Genomic DNA, 16,948 nt, shown 5'->3' on the forward strand with positions numbered 1-16,948 from the left:
TGGCCAGCATTGACCGATTGTCAGACAATGAACAGTTTCTGTTCGATGCTCGAAATGCGTTCGCATCCGGTTTCCGTGACCGCCACCACGTCCTCGATCTGCAGGCCGGCGAACCCCGGCTCGTAGTAGGGCGTCTCGACGCACAGCACCATGCCCGGCTCCAGAACCGTGCGATCGGCCGGCGCGATGTGGGGAAGATCGTATCCCTCGATGCCGTTGCCATGCCCACAGTGGTTCCGTTCGTAGTGGGGGATCCCGTTGGCGCGGACGATGTCGACTCCCAGGTGGAAGAGATCGCCGGCGACCACGCCGGGCCTGATCGTGGAAAGGATGCCCTGCTCGCCAGCGACGAGGGCATCGTGGTATATTTGAATCTTCGAACTCGGCTTGCCGAGGACGGCCGTCCGCGCCATGTCGGCGTGGTAAGCCGAGGCGATGCAGCCGACGTCGAAGCGCACGGCGTCGCCCCGGTGGATGATCCGGTCCCCGGCGGTGACGTTGGGAAGCGCGCCGCGCGGCCCCGATCCGACGCAGACCAGGGTCGGCAGGCCGCCCCGCCGGGCAACCTCGTTGAAAAAGGTGGCGGCAACGGCGTTTTCGCCCACCCCTTCGTCAATGGCGGCGATGGCCTCGGTGAGCGCCGATTCGTTGACGGAAACGGCATTACGGATGCGGTCGATCTCCCCGGCGGTCTTGACGATCCGAATCTGCCGGAAGAGGTCGTAGGCCGGCGCCGTTGACAGGCCCGGCAGCCTGCCTTCCAGGATCCGGCCCAACCCAATGGTGTCGCTTCCCTGGTCGACGCCGATACGGCCGCGCGCGACCCCGCGCTCGGCCAGGCAGCCGGCCAGCGCATCGACGGCGGCGGGATAGGACGGCGAGGAATCGAGCAGCGCCATCAGGCGTTTGGCCTCGGCATCGCCATTATCGAGGCTGGCCGTCGAGAAATAGAAGTTGCCGTAGAGCCGGTAGGTCTTGACCCAGGTGTCCGCGGCGATGGCCGCATCCGCCAGGCCGCGGGAAATCACCAGGTCGGCTTGCAGGTCATCGGCCGTGACGACGGCAAAGACCTGGCGCACGCGGTGACGCAGATGCGTCAGAATCCAGAACCCCGTCAGATAGGCGACGTTCTCGGGCGTGGTGGCGACGAGAGCGTCCAGCCCGTTTTCCGCCATGATCCGCCCGGCCCGTTCCTTGTTGATCAGCATTCCCGGCCCTTTCGTCGCGTTTTTTTCTCTTGACTTTGCCTGATAAATATTACACTATCCGCACGTCTGAGCGAATAGTGTAATTATACGGATTCTTTTTCGAAGGTGTCAATGGTGGCGCATGGACAGCACTGATCCCGCGAAGAGCAAGCAATACCTACAGTCCCTGGCCCACGGGCTGGCCGTCATCGTGGCCATGGGAAAATCCGACACCACGTCGATTCCCGAGCTGGCCGAGCGGCTGGGCATGAACCGCTGGCTGGTCCGACGGGTGATCCTGACGATTGAGGCCCTTGGCTACGTTGAACGGTCTGGTCGACGGCTGCGGCTTCTGCCGAAGGTGCTCGATCTCGGCTACGCCTTCCTGTCGTCGATGGAACTGTGGAAGATCGCCGACCCGCTCATCGTCGACCTAGTCGAGAAGGTGCGCCTGAGCTGCACCATGTCTGTTCTCGAGGGGCACGACATCGTCTATATCGCCCGGCACACGGCGAGCCATCGGATCGTCAGCATCCCGCTCCAGGTGGGGTCCCGCATTCCGGCGCATTGCACCGCAAGCGGCCGGGTGCTCCTCAGCGACAAGGCCATCGACGCCCTGCGGGACTGGCTGAGCCACGCCCCTTTGCCCAAGATGACGCCACTCACGGTGACGGACCCGACGGTTCTGGAGGAACGGATTCTCGAAACCCGGCGGAGCGGCTGGTGCCGGGTCGACCACGAACTGGCCGAGGGCAGCTGCGCCATCGCGCTACCGGTGCGCGACCGCCTGGGGCGGGTGATGGCCGCCATCAGCCTTTCCGGCCGCGACGAGGATCTGAAGATGCCCGCCGTCTTGGATGAATTGCAGGAAACTGCTCATCGAATTGAATCTGTTATTCATCGACGATGATCGCCGGAATGAACTGCCTAGTGCGACTCGCTTTCATCAGAAGTGTGAGGAAGAGTGAGAGGCGGCTGTTCTAGGTGTGAGCGAACGGTCGAGTTTGTCCGCCTTAGGCACTTCTGAGAAGAATGTCTCTTGCTCAGAGACGTCTGCTTTTGGGACTGGTTACAGCCGTCGCGAATGGCGAAGATGGTGAAGGTTTCCGGATGCCGGCCCCATCTCAAGCCGCGCGGCCTGTGTTGGCCGGCATCCGGAAACCTTCACCATCGTGGACATTCAGGTGCTGCAGAAAAGCACCCTGACAGCAGATGTCGCCCCTCGTTGGTCAAATCGACGCGTCCGGGTGGAAGGCCGAAGTTTGCCCAACTGCTCGGTCGGTCTGCGCTAGGATATGTCGGACCTTAGGTCCCCAGCCAGTTCCAAGGCTATTCCGCTTTTCTACAAGCGAATGCGGACTATGGCATCGACTTCGACGGCCGCGTTGCCCGGCAAACCGGCAACGCCCACCGCCGTGCGGCAGTGCCGGCCCGCCTCTCCGAAGGCGGCGATGAACACATCCGTCGCGCCGTTGATGACGGCGGGCGAGCCGGAAAAGCCGGAGACGCAATTGACGAAGCCGCCAAGACGGATGACCTCCTCGACGCGGTCCAGGTCGCCCTCGCAAGCAAGCTTGAGCGCGTACAAGAGGTTGAGCGCGCAGATGCGGGCCACGTCATGGGCCGCATCGGCCCCGGTGGCGCCGCCCACTGGGCCTTCAAGCACCACGGACCCATCCCATTCGCAGATCTGGCCCGACAGGAAGATCGTGGCGCCATCGCGGCGATAGGGAAGGAAATTGCCGCGCGGCGTCCACGGTTTCGGGAGCGACAGTCCCATTTTGGCGAGGCGGTCTTCGGCGATGCTGGTCATGATGGTTCCTCGAAGCTGTGGGTGTCGGTGGAAGTGATCAGGCGACACCCGATGCCTTCTACTTTCTCCCTGCCCGGTCAAGAAAAAGCCCCTGCGCCTTCGTGGCACAGGGGGTAAGTTTCCATGGGGGAAATGTCCATGGGTACAGGGAGAACCTAAAGTCAGATGCGGCTGGCCGTCGGCGGCCAATGGTGCCGAAATCCCAAATTGTCCTGGAGCCTTTTCGCGAAGTGCAGCAGGCGGGTTTCCTTAAAGGGCGGAGCCACGAGCTGCAGGCCGATGGGCAGGCCCGTCGATGAATGGCCGCACGGGATGGAGAGCGCGGGAAATCCCACCAGCGAAATCGCGAAGGTCACGGCCAGGTAGTCGATGATATTGGCGAGCGGTCGGCCGTTGACGGCGTCAACCCCGCCATCTTCGTTGGCGAACGGAAGCACCCCGGCCGCCGGCAACGCCAGAATGTCGTACCGGCGGAAAAGCGCGCTGAATTCGCGCACGATCCGGCCGCGCGTCTCCTCCGCCGCCAGGTAGTCGCGCGCCGACATTCCCTTTCCCCTGGCCACGTTCCAGACGAAGGATTCGGTCAGGTCGTTGGTTCCCTCTTCCAGCAGGGAGCCGTACTGGCGGTCGAGAACCGCGGCGCGCAGCGTCTGGAAGGCTTCGCGCACGCCTTTCACGTCGGGGCTGAGTTCGGCAACCGTCCAGCCATGTCCGCCGATGGCCTGAGCCGCCTGCCGGACGATGGCGCCCACCTCCGCGTCAACCGGAACGGAGCCGCCGAAATCGTCGGTGTAGGCCACCCTCTCGACGCGACCCGCCTCCCTCTCGTAGCCCGGCCTTTTCCAGGCCGGGACGCCCATGGTCATGGCATCGCCGGCATCCGGCCCGGCCATCACTTCGAACATCAAGGCGACGTCCTCGACGGTGCGGCCCAGCACGCCGTGCGTGCTCAGCCGGTTCCAGGCCGGCGGATAGGCGGGTTCGGGAATGCGCCCCGGCGTCGGGCGCAATCCGACAATGCCGCAGAAGCTGGCCGGCGTGCGGACGGAACCGCCGAAGTCGGTGCCATGGGCGAGGGCCACCATTCCTGTGGCAACGGCGACCGCCGAGCCGCCGCTCGAACCTCCGGAGGTGCGCGTCGGGTCGAACGGGTTGCAGGTCGGCCCGTTCATCCGGTTCGCGCATACCGCCCCGAAGCCGAATTCGGGCGTGGTCGTCTTGCCGATGATGATGGCGCCGGCCCTTCTCAAGCGCGCCACGCACAAATCGTCAACCGGGGGCACGTGGTCGGCGAAGCGCGCGCAGCCAAAGGTGGTTCGCAACCCCTTGGTTGCCGCCAGGTCCTTGATGGCAATCGGCACCCCGTGCAGCGGCCCCAGCCGGCGCCCGGCCGCCACCGAGCGGTCGGCGGCGGCGGCGTCGCTTTCAGCATCCCGGTTGACGGTTGCAAAGGCCTTCAGGGACCCGTCGAGGGCTTCGACCCGCGCCAGGCACTCAGCGACGAGCTCCGCCGAGCGGATCCGCTTTTCGCGGACCGCCGTGGCTGCCTCGACGGCTGTCCATTGCCAAGGCGCACGGCTCGTTCCAAGGGCATCCGCTTTCATCGCACCACCTCGCCGCCGCTCAGAACATCAGGTTCGGCAGCCACATCACCAGCCCCGGAAACCATATGATCACCGCCACCATCAGGAACATCGTCAGCAGGAAGGGGGTGATGCCATAGAAGACATCGGTCACCCGGCCGTGCCCGCGGACGCCGTGCACGACATAGAGGTTCATCCCCACCGGCGGCGTTACCAATGCCAGTTCCATCATCAGCACCAGGAAGATGCCGAACCATACCGGATCGATGCCCAGGTGAATGATCAGCGGGAAAACCACCGGGATGGTGCCGACCATCATGGAGAGGGTTTCCAGGAAGCAGCCCAGCACCAGGTAGAAGATGACGAGAAGCCAGACGGTCGTTGTGGGAGTGGCGCCCACCTCGGCGACGAATCGGGTCAATGCCTGCGGGATGCCGAGGATGCCGACGATGAAGTTCAGGAAGAAGGCGGCGATGATGATGAAAAGAATGAGAGCCGAGGTCCGCACCGTCGAAACGAAGGCTTCGTGAAGAACCTTGATCTTCAGATTGCCGTAGGCCGCCGCGAGCGCCGCCGACAGCAGGACACCAAGTGCCGCGGCCTCGCTGGGGGTTGCCCAGCCGAAATAGATGCTGCCCATGACGGCGACGAAGATCATCAGCGGCGGCACGAGGAAACGCAGGCGGGCCAGCTTGTCTCGCAGCGGCTTCTGATCCTCCTTCGAGTCACGCCCGGCCAGAGACGGCCAGATGACGCACATGACCAGAATGGTCGTCATGAACAGTACCGTAAGGGTCAGGCCTGGAATGATTCCGGCAATGAACAGTTTGCCGATGGAGGTTTTGGTCAGCGCCCCGTAGATGATCATGTTGACGCTGGGCGGAATCAGGATGCCGAGGGTCGCGCCGGCCGCGATGCTGCCAAGCGCGATGCGTTCATTGTACTGCCTCTTTTCGAGCTCCGGCAGGGCGACGGTTCCGATGGTCGCCGCCGTGGCGACCGACGAACCGGATACCGAGGCAAACAAGGCGCTGGCTCCGACATTGGAGTGAAGAAGGCCGCCGGGAAGATAGCTCAGCCAGTCGGACAGGCCGTCGTACATCCGATGGGTCACGCCGCTGCGCATGAGGAGTTCGCCCAGCAGGATGAACAACGGAATGGCGGTGAGGATGAAGTCGTTCATCACCGCCCACAAGGTGGTTCCGAAGACCAGGATCTGCGCGGGGCCCAAGTAGATCAAGGCGCCAAGAGCGGCGCTCAGGAACATCGCGGTCGCCACGTGCAATCCCACGAACATCATGCCGAGCATGATGAAGAAGCCGATGACGGCGCCGGTCACGTCGATCATCGTGGCGTCTCCTTCGTCTCACCGGGTGCCAGAACCCCGGTTTCCAGTTCGGCCGAGATTTCCTCTTTCAACGACGGGGGACCGTACCGGTGATTCAGCCGGTCCGGATCGGCAAACAACAGGACGGCGGCGTGCACCGCGAAGGCGGTAGCGATCACCGCGAACATCACCAGTCCGGCCACCCAGATCGACTGCGGAATCCACAGGGGGGTCTGCCAGGGCGTGCTGGCGAGACTGCCGAATTCGAGACTTTCGTCGAGCGTGGCCCAGGTCCGCCAGGCCATGAACCCGGCAAAGACCGCCGTGCAGGCCATGGCCAGCACGTTGAGAAGAGCGAGGCCCATGGGCGGCACATGGACCAGGAATACGTCGATACGCGTGTGGCTGCGCTGAATGAGCGCCAGCGAGAAACCGAACGCGGCGGTGATGGCCACGACATAGCCGCCCAGTTCGTCGGTGCCCTGCAATGAAAACCCGAAGAATTTGCGGGCGACGACATCGACGCCGATCAGGGCCGAAAGAATGAAACAGCCCCAGCCGCACAGAATGGCAAAGAATCGCGCGGTGGTCTCTATCGCACGCATGACGACCGCCTCCCTGAACATGTCGCTGATTTGGAAGGAAGAGACGCCGGCACCATCGCGGCGCCTCTTCCCCGTTGTTTTACACCCTAGCGAATAGTGTAGCCCGTTGCCTTACCGACGGACTTGTTCCATATCTCGGAGCACTCGGCATAGCCGGCATTGCAGGCCTGCTTCCAGGTTGGCAGGATCACTTCTTCGACCGCCTTTTTCAGGGTCGCGCGATCCTTGTCGGAAACCTCGACGGCGGTCATGTCAAACTTCTTGTAGGTCTTGCAGCTGGCTTGGCCGGTGTTGCAGGCGGTGCCGTCCTCGGTCAGTTCCTTGGTCATCGCCCAGTAGCGGTTCTCAAGATCCTTGAACGCGGCATCCAGGCCCTTCTGCTGCGCCGGCGTCAGCTTGTTCCACTTATCGAGGTTCATGAAGTGGGCGTTGACGGACCAGTTGATGCCGAGGGGGAAGAAGGTCTTGGCGACCTCCGGCCAGTTGCCCGTGTTGCCCGAGGTCGGCGAGGTGACGCCGCAGTCCGCCACGCCCCGCTGCAACGCGGGATATACCTCGGCAAACTGCAGGGTCACCGGCGTGGCACCCAGCGATTGCATAAGGGCCGCCATGGTCCGGGTGTAGACGCGGACCTTGAGGTTCTTGAAATCATCCAGTCCCTTGACGCCCGCCTTGCAGTAGAAGACCTGGGGGCCGAAGGGCCAGAGCGTCATGACCCGGGCGTTGAACTTGGCGGCGACCCGGTCTGTGAACGGCTTCCGATACGCCTCGACCACCGTCTTGATGTCCTCCAGCGTCGGCGCCACACCGATCAGGTCGATCCCTTCTAGGAACGGATCGTCCCTGGCGACCGGACCGATCGTCGACAAAACGATGTCAAAGGACCCGTTCTTGGCCATCCGCAGCGTATCCTGCATGTTCACGCTGACCACATCGAGCGGGTTGAAGTTGACCTTGAAGTCGGCCCCGCTCTTCTGCGAAAGGCTCTGGTAGAACTCCTTTTCGAGGGCAATGTGGTGCTCGTGCGTGGACACGATGCCGATGACGTTGAGTGCAACGGTTTCCGCCGCCGCGGGAAAAGCGACGCAGCCCGCGAGGCCGGCTGCGATCGTCATTCGGGTACGAAGTCTTGCCATCATGATCTCCTGTTTCCACACCTGTTTTGTCGTTCTCATTCGGCGAAAATCCGCCTTGCATTGTTGTTCTTGCCCACCGGTCGGCGGGTATGGCGGGCAGGCTCCATCGAGCCGTTGCGCCTTCAGTCGTTTCAGTCCAGGAAGGCCAGTGCCCGCACGGGCGATCCCGAGGCCCCCTTCAACTTCAGGGGGACGCCCTCGAAATGGAACTCGCCGACGCCGATCAGTTCCTCAAGGTTGACCAGCCACTCGTAGTGGGTGATCCCCAGGTCGCGGCAGGCGCGATGGTTCGCGAACGTCTTTTCCGTCGGCCGATCGGTCGAGGGTCCCTCGACCCCGTGCAGCTTCGATCCGTGGTCAGCCAGCCATTTGGTGGCCTCCCAGGTGACCGCCGCATTGTTGTAGGCGATGGATTCGCGCGGCCAATGGCGCTTGTGAAGGCCGGTGCACAAAAGGACGATGTGGCCGTCCACCTTGACGCCGGACTGCTTCTCGGCAGCTTCCATTTCCGCCACATCGATCGTGCCGAGGTCCGGAATGTGCCGCAGGTCGAAGCACACCGCCTTGCCCATGAACATCTCGATCGGCATCTCGTCGACCGGCAGGCCATCCGGCTTGACGTGCAGGAACGCATCCACATGCGTGCCCGTATGGTCGAGCATGCTCAGAAACGTGGTCGAATAGGTTTGAGGATCTTCCGGCGTGCCCTGCCCGTACTTCTTCGAAGACTCGTGGGTCGTGTGCGGAATCAGAACCGGCTTCACCAGGTTCTTGTGGCTGACCATGTTGTCCTCGATGGCGAGGGTCAGATCGACAATGCGGGTCATGGGGCTCACTCCTCTTAACCGTCGCAGCCCTGAAACCGGCTTTGGGGCTGCCGCATTCCATACACTGCTTACAAAAACTGCTCTCTGGTCGTCTTTTTCGTGGACAATAAGAACATAACTTGTATACGATCACAAGACCGAACTTCGGAAATATGTCGACGCAACAGGTTGGCCCGACTGCCCGGAGAAGACGGCTTGGAAGGTGCGCGTGATGAGATCGCAAGGGGATGAAGCTATGAAAACGACGAAACCCATGCCGAAGATCCGGTATCTGGGGTGGTCGTCTGTGATCCTTGAGGCCGAGCACGGAGACTTGGTCTTCGATCCGTTCTTCCGGCCCTACTGCGGTGCCGATTTCTCGACCCTGGAAGATTTTTCCAATGCGAAGGTCATCTGCGTGTCGCACGGCCACCAGGACCATTACCTGGACACCCCGGCGGTCACCGGGCGCACGGGCGCGCCCGTGGTGTCTTCGCAGGAGGTGTGCGACCATCTGCACAATCATTACAAGGTGCCTCGCGACAAACTTGTCCCGATCCGGCCGTTCGAAACCAAAGCCGTTGCCGGCCTCGAGATCACGGCGTTCGAATGGCGGCATCGCGACGTCAGCTATGCCCAGGGCGTGTTCGGCGGTGGCGTGTTGCACGGCATCAAATGGGCGTGGACGGCGCTCACCAAGGTGCCCTCCTTCTCGCCCTGTCTGGGGTTCCACGTCAGGATGCCCGGATATCAGACGGTCACCAACTACAGTGAGGGTTTCACGCAGAATCTGGATCTCGACCAAGCAAGGAACGTTGCGGCGCGGTTTGAAACAGACGTCCTCGTCGCCGGGGCGAACTGCGCTTTCGAGAAGTTCGTATCGGAGGGAGCGGCCGTGTTCCGGCCATCGACGGTGATGCTCTATCACCCGCATGAAAAGCTTTTCGAGAAAATCAACGTCGACTCCGCCACCCCAGAGGCCTTCGTCAGTGCCGTCAAACGACTCCTACCGGCTACCGAAGTGTTGTATGCAGAGCCCGGCTTCTCGACGGTCGGCTGACCGGCTCGAGTCTGGGATGACGTCGTTCTGGAGGTGAAATGGCGCGGCAAAGCATCATGAAGATGAGGCGATCCGCAGTTGCGGATGGGCGCGTTGCCAACTCGTCCGAGGAAGACTCCTCGAACAGTTCGGATGCGATCTACGAACGCATTTTTCATGCCATCGTCGATCATCGGCTGCTGCCCGGCACCAAGCTAGGCGAGGACAAGCTGGCCGACGCCCTACAAACCACGCGCGCGCGGGTGCGCGAGGCTCTCAACAGGCTGGCCCACGAGAAGATCGTCGTCACCTACCCCCATCGAGGGGCATTCGTGGCCGAGCCGTCGATCGAGGAAGCGCACGAAATCCTCGGGGCGCGGCGGGTGATCGAGATGGCCACCGTCGCTCGGCTGGCGCGGACGGCCACGGCCGAACAGATCCGTGACTTGGAGACCTGTGTCGCCCGCGAACAGGACGCGTGGACCTCGGGCCAACGCAAGACGGCCATCATGCTGTCGCGCTCGTTCCACTTCATGATCGCCGACCTGGCGGGCAATGCGGTTCTTTCCGAGTTGTTGCGCAACGTTGTCTCACGGATGTCCCTGGCGATCGCCCTTTATGATCGCCCCGGCCGCGGCGACTGTTTCTTCGGCGAACATCTCGGCCTGGTGAACGCCATCAAGGCCCACAATCCCGAAGAGGCGGCAGAGATCATGACGCGGCACTTCGATCACATGGAGGACCAGCTCAACATGATCGAAGATCCCGCCGAGACCCGGGACCTTGTCGACGTTTTCAAGGCCGACAAATGAGAGGCGGGGCGCCTGCCCTGGCATTCCATCCTCAAGAGGATCGCTCGTGACATACCCCCGCGACATGATCGGCTATGGCCAGACGCCCCCCCATCCCCGGTGGCCGGGAGAGGCGCGGATCGCCTTGCAGTTCGTGGTCAACTACGAGGAAGGTGCCGAGAACTGCATCCTCCACGGCGATGCCCATTCCGAGACCCTGAATTCCGACAATGTGGGAATCGCCCCCCGCCAGGGAGAGCGCGACCTGGTCACCGAATCCTTCTATGAGTACGGCAGCCGGGCCGGGTATTGGCGCTTGATGCGCCTATTTAACGAACGCGGGATAAAGACGACAGTTTTCGCGATCGGCATGGCGATCGATCGGACACCCGACGTCGGCCGTTACGCGGTGGCGACCGGCCACGAAATCTGCTGTCACGGTTGGCGTTGGGTCGATTACCGCCGCATTCCCGAAGCCGAGGAACGCGACCACATCGGGCGCGCCGTGAAAGCCATCGAGCAGGCCGCCGGGTCAACGCCGGTCGGCTGGTATACCGGGCGCATCAGCGAACGGACCCGCAGTCTGGTCGCGGCCCACGGGCAGTTCATCTATGATTCCGACGCCTACAACGACGACCTGCCCTACTGGGTGCGCGTAGGCGGCAAGCCTTGGCTGGTCATCCCCTACGCCTTCGATACCAACGATATGCGTTTCGCGTCCGCCCCCGGCTTCAACACCGGCCAGCAGTTCTTCGAACACCTGCGGGACAGCTTCGACTTCCTCTATCGGGAGGGGGCGACGTCACCCAAGATGATGTCGGTCGGGCTCCATTGCCGGCTGGCCGGGCGACCGGGCCGGGCCGCCGCTCTCGAGCGGTTTCTCGATCATGCCCTGGCGCACGAGGGGGTGTGGATCTGCCGGCGGGACGAAATCGCCCGCCACTGGTTCACCCACCACGCACCCGAAGCGACCACGGCCGGCTGACCGTCCTTCGCCGGATCGCGTTCTCCGCGGAAAATGCCCTAGCTGATGTCCGCCGGCCGCTTGCGGCACAGGAACCCGCTGAGAGCGTCACCCAGGTCTACGGGGTTGCGGACAAGTGGCAGCGCATAGCTGCCGACCGTCGGTTTGCGTGCGCCGAGCCGGACCAGCAGCTCGGCCTGAAGGATGCCGCAGGCAACGCCGTCGACGATCGGAACCGGCAACGCGTCCTTTAGGCTGCGGCCCATGCCGGCGGCCACGGCGCCGACGGCGACGACCACTTCCACGCGGTCTCTTTCGACCAGCACTTGGGCCGCCCGTAGGAGAGAAGTCTCGCACGCGTCGCGAGCGACGGCCGCGACGGCCGGCGCCATCTCGACGATTTCAATGCCGGCCAGACGGTCCCGCAGTCCATACGAAACCACCAAGGCCTCATAGACAGGCGCCAAACGGCGATCGAAGGAGACCAGCCCCAGGCGGTCGCCGAGCATGCAGGCGGTCAGCAGGCTGGCCTCGGTCATCCCCACCACCGGCACCTCCGCCGCCTCACGCACCGCGTCCAGGGCCGTGTCCAGCGAAACCGCGATGAGGATGGCATCCATTCCCGCACCCTGCCGCGCCACTGCATCGAGAACGGCGTGCTGGGCAATGGCATTCTCGCTCCTGGAGCCAATGACGTGGGCGCCGAACCGGCCCTTCACGACGACGATCTCGGTCCCGTTCGACGCGCTGGCCTCGGCTTCAGCGCGCAGCACCGCCGTCACCTCGTCAGAGGTATTGCCGTTGACGACCAAGATCTTCATTCCCGCGCTCCCGCCATATCGGGGCACCGCGTGCCCGTCGTTCGCCGCCACGTCAGCTCGGCATGGTTATATTGTTGACAAAAACTGAATTAATTGTCCACAATAATAAGGGGACTGGCAAACAAAATCGGAGGCCCGGCGTGAGCGCATTGGAGTATGACTTCGAGTCCCTGTCCAAGGAGAAGCGCTACAAGTTGCTGTGCGGCTTCGTCGCGCCGCGTCCCATCGCGCTGGTCACGACGGCTTCCACCGAAGGCGTCGGCAATGCGGCGCCGTTCAGCTTCTTCAATGTTTTTGGCGACGAACCGCCGATCCTCATCCTCGGCATCCAGGCCAAACCGGACGGAACGCCGAAGGACACGACGGCCAACATTCGGGCGACCGGGGAATTTGTGGTGCACCTGGTCGATGGAGCCATGGCCCGGCAAATGGTTGACTGCGCCATCGACTTTCCAACCGGCGTCAACGAGATCACCGCCACCGGGCTGACTGCCGTGCCCAGCCGGAAAGTGCGCCCCATGCGGATTGTCGAGGCGCCGGCGGCCCTGGAATGCCGGCTGACCCAATCCATAGAATATCCCGGACGCTCCATCTTCGTCGGGCAGGTCCTCAACATGTGGGTGCGCGACGACTGCATTGACCCGTCCTCGCTTCACGTGTTGCCGGAAACTTACCATCCGCTGGCCCGATTGCATGCCGACTGCTACCTCGTCGCCGACAACCTCTTCGAGCTCAAGAAGCAACCGCTTGAAAACTTCCGCGCGCGGAGCAAGGAGTCGGAGGTCCTTGTTTAGGTGGTTCCGCGTTTGAGTCGGTTGCATAGCTACGCCGGCTGGTCTAGGTCAGCCGCTGCGGACGCTCCTATGAAGAAAGCGGCCGCTTTGCGTGTTCCGCGCTACGCATTGCTGCCCTTTCTCGGCTGAAACTCCAGCTTCACATCGGCCAAGCCAAGTATTGGATCCCTACCGCTTCGCCGGCTGCGAAACGTCGTCGAGCGAGGTGATAAGGTCGTCGATCTGCCGCAGGCGGTCGATGCCGTTCGGCCCCTGCGCTTCGATCAGCGCCCAGGCCAGGTAGTTGATGACGGTGATGGCCGCCGTGAACGACGAGAAGGGCGCTGGGCACTTGCTGTGGCAGCGCAGCACCACGTCGGCGTACTTGGCGCTCATCGTTGCGCTCATGTCGGTGAGCAGAACCGTGCCGACGCCCATCGCCTGCGCCGTCTGCAGAAGACGTGCCAGAATCTTGGGGCGCCGGCGAAAGCCGATGGCGAACATCAGGTCGCCGGAGGATAGAGAAGCGACCTCCTCGCCCCAGCTGGCACCGCCGACCGGCATCGCCTGGACGTCGGCTCGTGCGAAGCCCAGATAGTGGCGTGCCAGATGGGCCAAGCCGAAGCTATTCCTGAGGCCAACGATGCGAATGCGCGCCGCCTCGTTCATCATGCGCACCGCCTTCTCCAAATCTGCCGCCGACAGGGAATCCATGGTCATCTTGAGGTTGGCGACGTCGGCCTGCACAACCCCCTGGAGCGAGGCGCCGGGCACATCCTCACCGTTTTGCCCCTCGACCACGGCAAGCGGCGAGCCCCAATAGCGGGCATTGCGCACCTCGCGCTTGGCCTCGTCGAAGGTGCTATAACCCAGGCTTTTGAACAGCCGGGCCGCCGTAGCCTTGGACACCCCGGCGTGACTGGCCAGCTCGGTCGCCGTGTAGCTTGGCAGATCCCGCTGATGTTCCAGCACCACGTCGGCCAGCCGCCGCTCGCTGCGCGAGAGGTTGTCGTAGTGGTCGTAGATGCGCGTCTCGATAGGCTTCATGGCCGCTCCCGTCGTTGCAGAGGGCAGCTAAGCCGAAGCGCCCCCCCGTGTCCAGAGCCGACCGGCCGGAGCCGCCCCGCCCTTAGGCGGTCGCCGCCCGGGGCGCGCTCTCCCGTCGACCGCGGGACCATGCCGGGGGAAGGCTGGTCAGCGGGTCGGGATGCGCGCCCCGGTCGACTCGTCGAACCACACGACGTCGGCGGCCCGATAGTCGAGCGAGCACCGATCGTCGATGTCGATCTTCGGGCTGCCGGGAATCGTCGCCAACACCAAGTCGTGTTCCAGCAGCCGGGATGTGCAGGTACCGTTGCCAGAGATCAGCCGGCAACCCACGATAGTTTCCGCCCCCAGCCTCTCGACCATCGCCACCTGGGCCGAAATCGGCCCGCCCCCCGCGGCGCGGAATTGCAGTTTTTCAGGCCTGATGCCGAACAGCAGGCGCGGGGCGTCGGGCACGCCGCCGTCATGATCCCAGGCCAGGCCGCTGGCGACCGTGACTCGGCCTGCCTGATGGGAAACGGGCACCAGGTTCATCGGCGGCGCCCCGACGAAGCGGGCGACGAAGGTGTTGGCCGGTTCGTCATAGATGGCCTGAGGCGCGTCAATCTGCTGCACGACGCCGTTGTTCATCACGATGATGCGGGTCGCCATGGTCAACGCCTCGACTTGGTCGTGCGTCACGTAAATGAACGTCTTTCCGACCTTGCGATGCAGCGCTGAAATCTCGGCTCGCATCTGGCTGCGCAGCTTGGCGTCGAGGTTGGAAAGCGGTTCGTCCAGGAGATAGAGCGACGGATCACGCACCAGGGCGCGGGCCAGGGCGACTCGTTGGCGCTGGCCACCGGAAAGGCTGGCCGGGCGGCGCTCCATGAACTTCTCAAGCTCAAGCTGGTGGGCGATGTTTTCCGTGCGCCCGGCGATGTCCGGGCTTTTCATGAGGTGCCGGCGCGCGATCGAATTGACGATCGGCAGGTGGTACCACTTCTTGAAGGCGTCCATCACGAGCGGAAAGGCGATGTTGGCGCGAACCGTCATGTGCGGGTAAAGCGCGTAGGTCTGGAAGACGAAGGCGACCCCACGCCGCCGGGGTTCCCACGAATGCACCACCTCACCGTCGAAGCGCAGTTCGCCCGCGGTGATCGGAGTGAGCCCGGCAATCATCCGCAGGAGAGTCGACTTGCCGCAGCCGGATGGCCCCAGCAGCACTACGAACTCGCCATCGTAGATCGTTGCATTGAACGAATCGATCACCCGGTTGTCGCCGAACGACTTGCAGACGTTGTTGAAAGTGAGTTTCGGCATGGGCTTATCCCTTCACGGCGCCGGCGGTGAGCCCGGATACGATCGTGCGCTGGATGAGCAGGAAGAACACGATGGCCGGCAGGCTGAAGATGAGCGCCGCCCCCATGACCGCCGACAGCGGAGTTTCGTACTGGCCAATGAACGAGGCGAGGCCCACGCTGGCCGGCCACAGCGTTCGGTCCAAGAGGAACGTCGTCGCGAACAGGAACTCATTCCAGCCGGCGAAGAAGGCCATCACGGCGGCGGCGGCCAGGCTCGGCATGATGAGCGGCAGAATGATCATGGTGAGGATGCCAATGCGCGGGCAGTTGTCGATGATGGCCGATTCCTCGATTTCGTAAGGGATGGCGTCGATGGCGTTCTTGATGATGAAAGCAGCCACCGGTAGCGAGAAACCGACGTTGGCGAGTATCAGGCCGGTCAGATTGTTGAGCAGTCCCATGGTGATGAACATGGCATAGAGGGGCACCACGATGAGGGCCTCGGGCAGCACCTGGGTCATGAACAACAAAAATCCGATCGCTCCGCGCCCCTGGAAGCGGAAGCGGCTGAGCGCATAGCCCATGAGCGATCCGAGCAGGAGGCTCAAGACCGTCGTTCCGGTGGCGATCACGCCGGTGTTGAACAGCCAGCGGCCGATCGGCACCTTGCCCAAATCGGTGACCAGGGCCGGAAGGTGCCGGAACTGCGGCCAGGGAACCTGCCCGGTGTTGAACAGCTCCGAGGTGGTGGACAGTGCCGTGCAGGCCATCCAGTAGATTGGAAAGCCGGCGAAGGCGACCAGCCCGGCGATCAACAGATAGCGCAGGATGCGCAAGGCTATCGTCGTTCCGCTCATTATTGGGTCATCCACTTCATGCGCCGTTGTTCGACCAGGTAGTGCAAGGCCGCGACCAGAAGAGCGAGAACCAGCCCGACGGCGCCGTAGGCCCCGGCCATTCCCAGTTCGTAGTTCTCGAAGGCGACCTGGCGCAGCGTGACGACGAGCGTGCTGGTGCTGTCCAGCGGGCCGCCGCCGGTCAGCAGATAGATCAGCTCAAAACGGCGGATCGACCACACGGCGACCAGCAGCGCCACCAGTTGGACGGCCGGGCGGATGTGCGGAAAGGTGACGGCCCGAAACACGCTGAGCGGATCGGCCCCGTCGATGCGCGCAGCCTCGCACACTTCCTCCGGAACGGACTGCAAGGCGGCCAGCACGACCAGCATGACGAAAGGCGCCACGTGCCAGACAGTGACGGCGAAGATCGAGGCGAGCGCGAAGTCCGTGCTGGTCAGCCAGGGTATCCGCCCCAGCCCGATTGCCATGGCGATCTCGTTGAAGACGCCGGATTGCCCGTTGTACATCCACAGCCAGATGAGCGTGGAAGCGACGTTGGGCACCGCCCAGCCAAACAGCAGGATGGCGCGGGCGACCGGCCGGCCGCAGAATGGGCGGTTGATCGCCAGCGCCGAAATCAGGCCGATCGTCACTCCCAGCATCACAGAGCCGATCGTGTAATAGAGGGTGACCTTGAGGGCGCTGTAGAAACTGGGGTCGGAGAGCAGGCACTCGTAGTTCTGAAGGCCTATGAAGCGGCCGACGTTGGGGTTGGTGAGCTGGGTATCGGTCAGGCTCATCCACAGCTGCCGGGCCAACGGCCAGAACATTAGAACCCCGAGGTAAATAAGCGGGGGGAGGACGAAGGCGTAGGGGATGATCGTTGCTCCCCAACGGCGGCGCAGTGTGGCCAGGCCGATTTGCATTGCGTCCT

Annotated in this window: 17 protein-coding genes; 5 read left to right on the forward strand and 12 right to left on the reverse strand. The window is 63.3% G+C overall.

Features of this window, described 5'->3' with window-relative positions; translation table 11 throughout:
- Positions 1–20: 20 nt before the first annotated feature.
- Positions 21–1,208, reverse strand: a complete 1,188-nt coding sequence (locus ODR01_RS22290; RefSeq protein ID WP_316979921.1) for a M24 family metallopeptidase — start codon at positions 1,206–1,208, stop codon at positions 21–23.
- 121 nt (positions 1,209–1,329) lie between these two features.
- On the opposite strand from ODR01_RS22290, the gene ODR01_RS22295 reads away from it, so the two are divergent.
- Entirely contained in the window at positions 1,330–2,097 is a 768-nt protein-coding gene (locus ODR01_RS22295; RefSeq protein WP_316979922.1) for an IclR family transcriptional regulator domain-containing protein, read from the forward strand.
- Positions 2,098–2,529: 432 nt separating this feature from the next.
- Here the strand turns inward: ODR01_RS22295 and ODR01_RS22300 are convergent, their stop codons facing one another.
- From ODR01_RS22300 to ODR01_RS22325, 6 genes are all read right to left on the reverse strand, one after another.
- Complete coding sequence (locus tag ODR01_RS22300; protein ID WP_316979923.1) at positions 2,530–3,000, reverse strand: RidA family protein; 471 nt, start codon at positions 2,998–3,000, stop codon at positions 2,530–2,532.
- 161 nt (positions 3,001–3,161) lie between these two features.
- Positions 3,162–4,604 carry an amidase gene (locus ODR01_RS22305; RefSeq protein ID WP_316979924.1) on the reverse strand — a complete coding sequence of 481 codons (1,443 nt, stop codon included), beginning with the start codon at positions 4,602–4,604 and terminating at the stop codon, positions 3,162–3,164.
- A 19-nt stretch (positions 4,605–4,623) separates the two neighbouring features.
- Positions 4,624–5,931: a TRAP transporter large permease gene (locus tag ODR01_RS22310; RefSeq protein ID WP_316979925.1), complete on the reverse strand. Its 1,308-nt coding sequence runs from the start codon at positions 5,929–5,931 to the stop codon at positions 4,624–4,626.
- Positions 5,928–6,515, reverse strand: a complete 588-nt coding sequence (locus ODR01_RS22315) for a TRAP transporter small permease subunit (RefSeq protein ID WP_316979926.1) — start codon at positions 6,513–6,515, stop codon at positions 5,928–5,930. The genes ODR01_RS22310 and ODR01_RS22315 overlap by 4 nt, the downstream gene beginning before the upstream one ends.
- Positions 6,516–6,601: 86 nt before the next feature.
- Entirely contained in the window at positions 6,602–7,630 is a 1,029-nt protein-coding gene (locus tag ODR01_RS22320; protein ID WP_316979927.1) for a TRAP transporter substrate-binding protein, read from the reverse strand.
- 152 nt (positions 7,631–7,782) lie between these two features.
- Positions 7,783–8,478: a cyclase family protein gene (locus tag ODR01_RS22325; RefSeq protein WP_316979928.1), complete on the reverse strand. Its 696-nt coding sequence runs from the start codon at positions 8,476–8,478 to the stop codon at positions 7,783–7,785.
- Between the two features lie 235 nt (positions 8,479–8,713).
- On the opposite strand from ODR01_RS22325, the gene ODR01_RS22330 reads away from it, so the two are divergent.
- Genes ODR01_RS22330 through puuE form a run of 3 tightly spaced genes read left to right on the forward strand, consistent with a single transcriptional unit; the run spans position 8,714 to position 11,272 of the window.
- Positions 8,714–9,517 carry an MBL fold metallo-hydrolase gene (locus tag ODR01_RS22330; RefSeq protein WP_316979929.1) on the forward strand — a complete coding sequence of 268 codons (804 nt, stop codon included), beginning with the start codon at positions 8,714–8,716 and terminating at the stop codon, positions 9,515–9,517.
- A 38-nt stretch (positions 9,518–9,555) separates the two neighbouring features.
- Complete coding sequence (locus ODR01_RS22335) at positions 9,556–10,308, forward strand: GntR family transcriptional regulator (RefSeq protein WP_316979930.1); 753 nt, start codon at positions 9,556–9,558, stop codon at positions 10,306–10,308.
- 46 nt (positions 10,309–10,354) lie between these two features.
- Positions 10,355–11,272 carry an allantoinase PuuE gene (gene puuE, locus ODR01_RS22340; RefSeq protein WP_316979931.1) on the forward strand — a complete coding sequence of 306 codons (918 nt, stop codon included), beginning with the start codon at positions 10,355–10,357 and terminating at the stop codon, positions 11,270–11,272.
- A gap of 38 nt (positions 11,273–11,310) precedes the next feature.
- Here puuE and ODR01_RS22345 read toward each other — a convergent pair whose 3' ends face one another.
- A complete protein-coding gene (locus tag ODR01_RS22345; protein WP_316979932.1) occupies positions 11,311–12,072 on the reverse strand; it encodes an aspartate/glutamate racemase family protein in 762 nt (253 codons plus the stop codon).
- Positions 12,073–12,212: 140 nt separating this feature from the next.
- Between ODR01_RS22345 and ODR01_RS22350 the strand changes: the two genes are divergently transcribed.
- Positions 12,213–12,866 (forward strand): flavin reductase family protein, encoded by a 654-nt coding sequence (locus ODR01_RS22350; RefSeq protein ID WP_316979933.1) that lies wholly within the window; start codon positions 12,213–12,215, stop codon positions 12,864–12,866.
- A 168-nt stretch (positions 12,867–13,034) separates the two neighbouring features.
- Here ODR01_RS22350 and ODR01_RS22355 read toward each other — a convergent pair whose 3' ends face one another.
- From ODR01_RS22355 to ODR01_RS22370, 4 genes are all read right to left on the reverse strand, one after another.
- A complete protein-coding gene (locus tag ODR01_RS22355; RefSeq protein WP_316979934.1) occupies positions 13,035–13,892 on the reverse strand; it encodes a MurR/RpiR family transcriptional regulator in 858 nt (285 codons plus the stop codon).
- Positions 13,893–14,039: 147 nt separating this feature from the next.
- A complete protein-coding gene (locus ODR01_RS22360) occupies positions 14,040–15,194 on the reverse strand; it encodes an ABC transporter ATP-binding protein (RefSeq protein WP_316979935.1) in 1,155 nt (384 codons plus the stop codon).
- 4 nt (positions 15,195–15,198) lie between these two features.
- Positions 15,199–16,032 carry a carbohydrate ABC transporter permease gene (locus ODR01_RS22365; RefSeq protein ID WP_316979936.1) on the reverse strand — a complete coding sequence of 278 codons (834 nt, stop codon included), beginning with the start codon at positions 16,030–16,032 and terminating at the stop codon, positions 15,199–15,201.
- A complete protein-coding gene (locus tag ODR01_RS22370; protein WP_316979937.1) occupies positions 16,032–16,940 on the reverse strand; it encodes a carbohydrate ABC transporter permease in 909 nt (302 codons plus the stop codon). Before ODR01_RS22370 ends, ODR01_RS22365 begins: the two co-directional genes overlap by 1 nt.
- Positions 16,941–16,948 lie beyond the last annotated feature (8 nt).

This window comes from Shumkonia mesophila (genome assembly GCF_026163695.1).
Lineage (GTDB): Bacteria > Pseudomonadota > Alphaproteobacteria > Rhodospirillales > Shumkoniaceae > Shumkonia > Shumkonia mesophila.

Bases quoted from the DNA above. Each gene is read 5' to 3' on its own strand.
- ODR01_RS22290 (WP_316979921.1), bottom strand. From the start codon at position 1,208: ATGCTGATCAACAAGGAACGGGCCGGGCGGATCATGGCGGAAAACGGG.
- ODR01_RS22295 (WP_316979922.1), top strand. From the start codon at position 1,330: ATGGACAGCACTGATCCCGCGAAGAGCAAGCAATACCTACAGTCCCTG.
- ODR01_RS22300 (WP_316979923.1), bottom strand. From the start codon at position 3,000: ATGACCAGCATCGCCGAAGACCGCCTCGCCAAAATGGGACTGTCGCTC.
- ODR01_RS22305 (WP_316979924.1), bottom strand. From the start codon at position 4,604: ATGAAAGCGGATGCCCTTGGAACGAGCCGTGCGCCTTGGCAATGGACA.
- ODR01_RS22310 (WP_316979925.1), bottom strand. From the start codon at position 5,931: ATGATCGACGTGACCGGCGCCGTCATCGGCTTCTTCATCATGCTCGGC.
- ODR01_RS22315 (WP_316979926.1), bottom strand. From the start codon at position 6,515: ATGCGTGCGATAGAGACCACCGCGCGATTCTTTGCCATTCTGTGCGGC.
- ODR01_RS22320 (WP_316979927.1), bottom strand. From the start codon at position 7,630: ATGACGATCGCAGCCGGCCTCGCGGGCTGCGTCGCTTTTCCCGCGGCG.
- ODR01_RS22325 (WP_316979928.1), bottom strand. From the start codon at position 8,478: ATGACCCGCATTGTCGATCTGACCCTCGCCATCGAGGACAACATGGTC.
- ODR01_RS22330 (WP_316979929.1), top strand. From the start codon at position 8,714: ATGAAAACGACGAAACCCATGCCGAAGATCCGGTATCTGGGGTGGTCG.
- ODR01_RS22335 (WP_316979930.1), top strand. From the start codon at position 9,556: ATGGCGCGGCAAAGCATCATGAAGATGAGGCGATCCGCAGTTGCGGAT.
- ODR01_RS22345 (WP_316979932.1), bottom strand. From the start codon at position 12,072: ATGAAGATCTTGGTCGTCAACGGCAATACCTCTGACGAGGTGACGGCG.
- ODR01_RS22355 (WP_316979934.1), bottom strand. From the start codon at position 13,892: ATGAAGCCTATCGAGACGCGCATCTACGACCACTACGACAACCTCTCG.
- ODR01_RS22360 (WP_316979935.1), bottom strand. From the start codon at position 15,194: ATGCCGAAACTCACTTTCAACAACGTCTGCAAGTCGTTCGGCGACAAC.
- ODR01_RS22365 (WP_316979936.1), bottom strand. From the start codon at position 16,032: ATGAGCGGAACGACGATAGCCTTGCGCATCCTGCGCTATCTGTTGATC.
- ODR01_RS22370 (WP_316979937.1), bottom strand. From the start codon at position 16,940: ATGCAAATCGGCCTGGCCACACTGCGCCGCCGTTGGGGAGCAACGATC.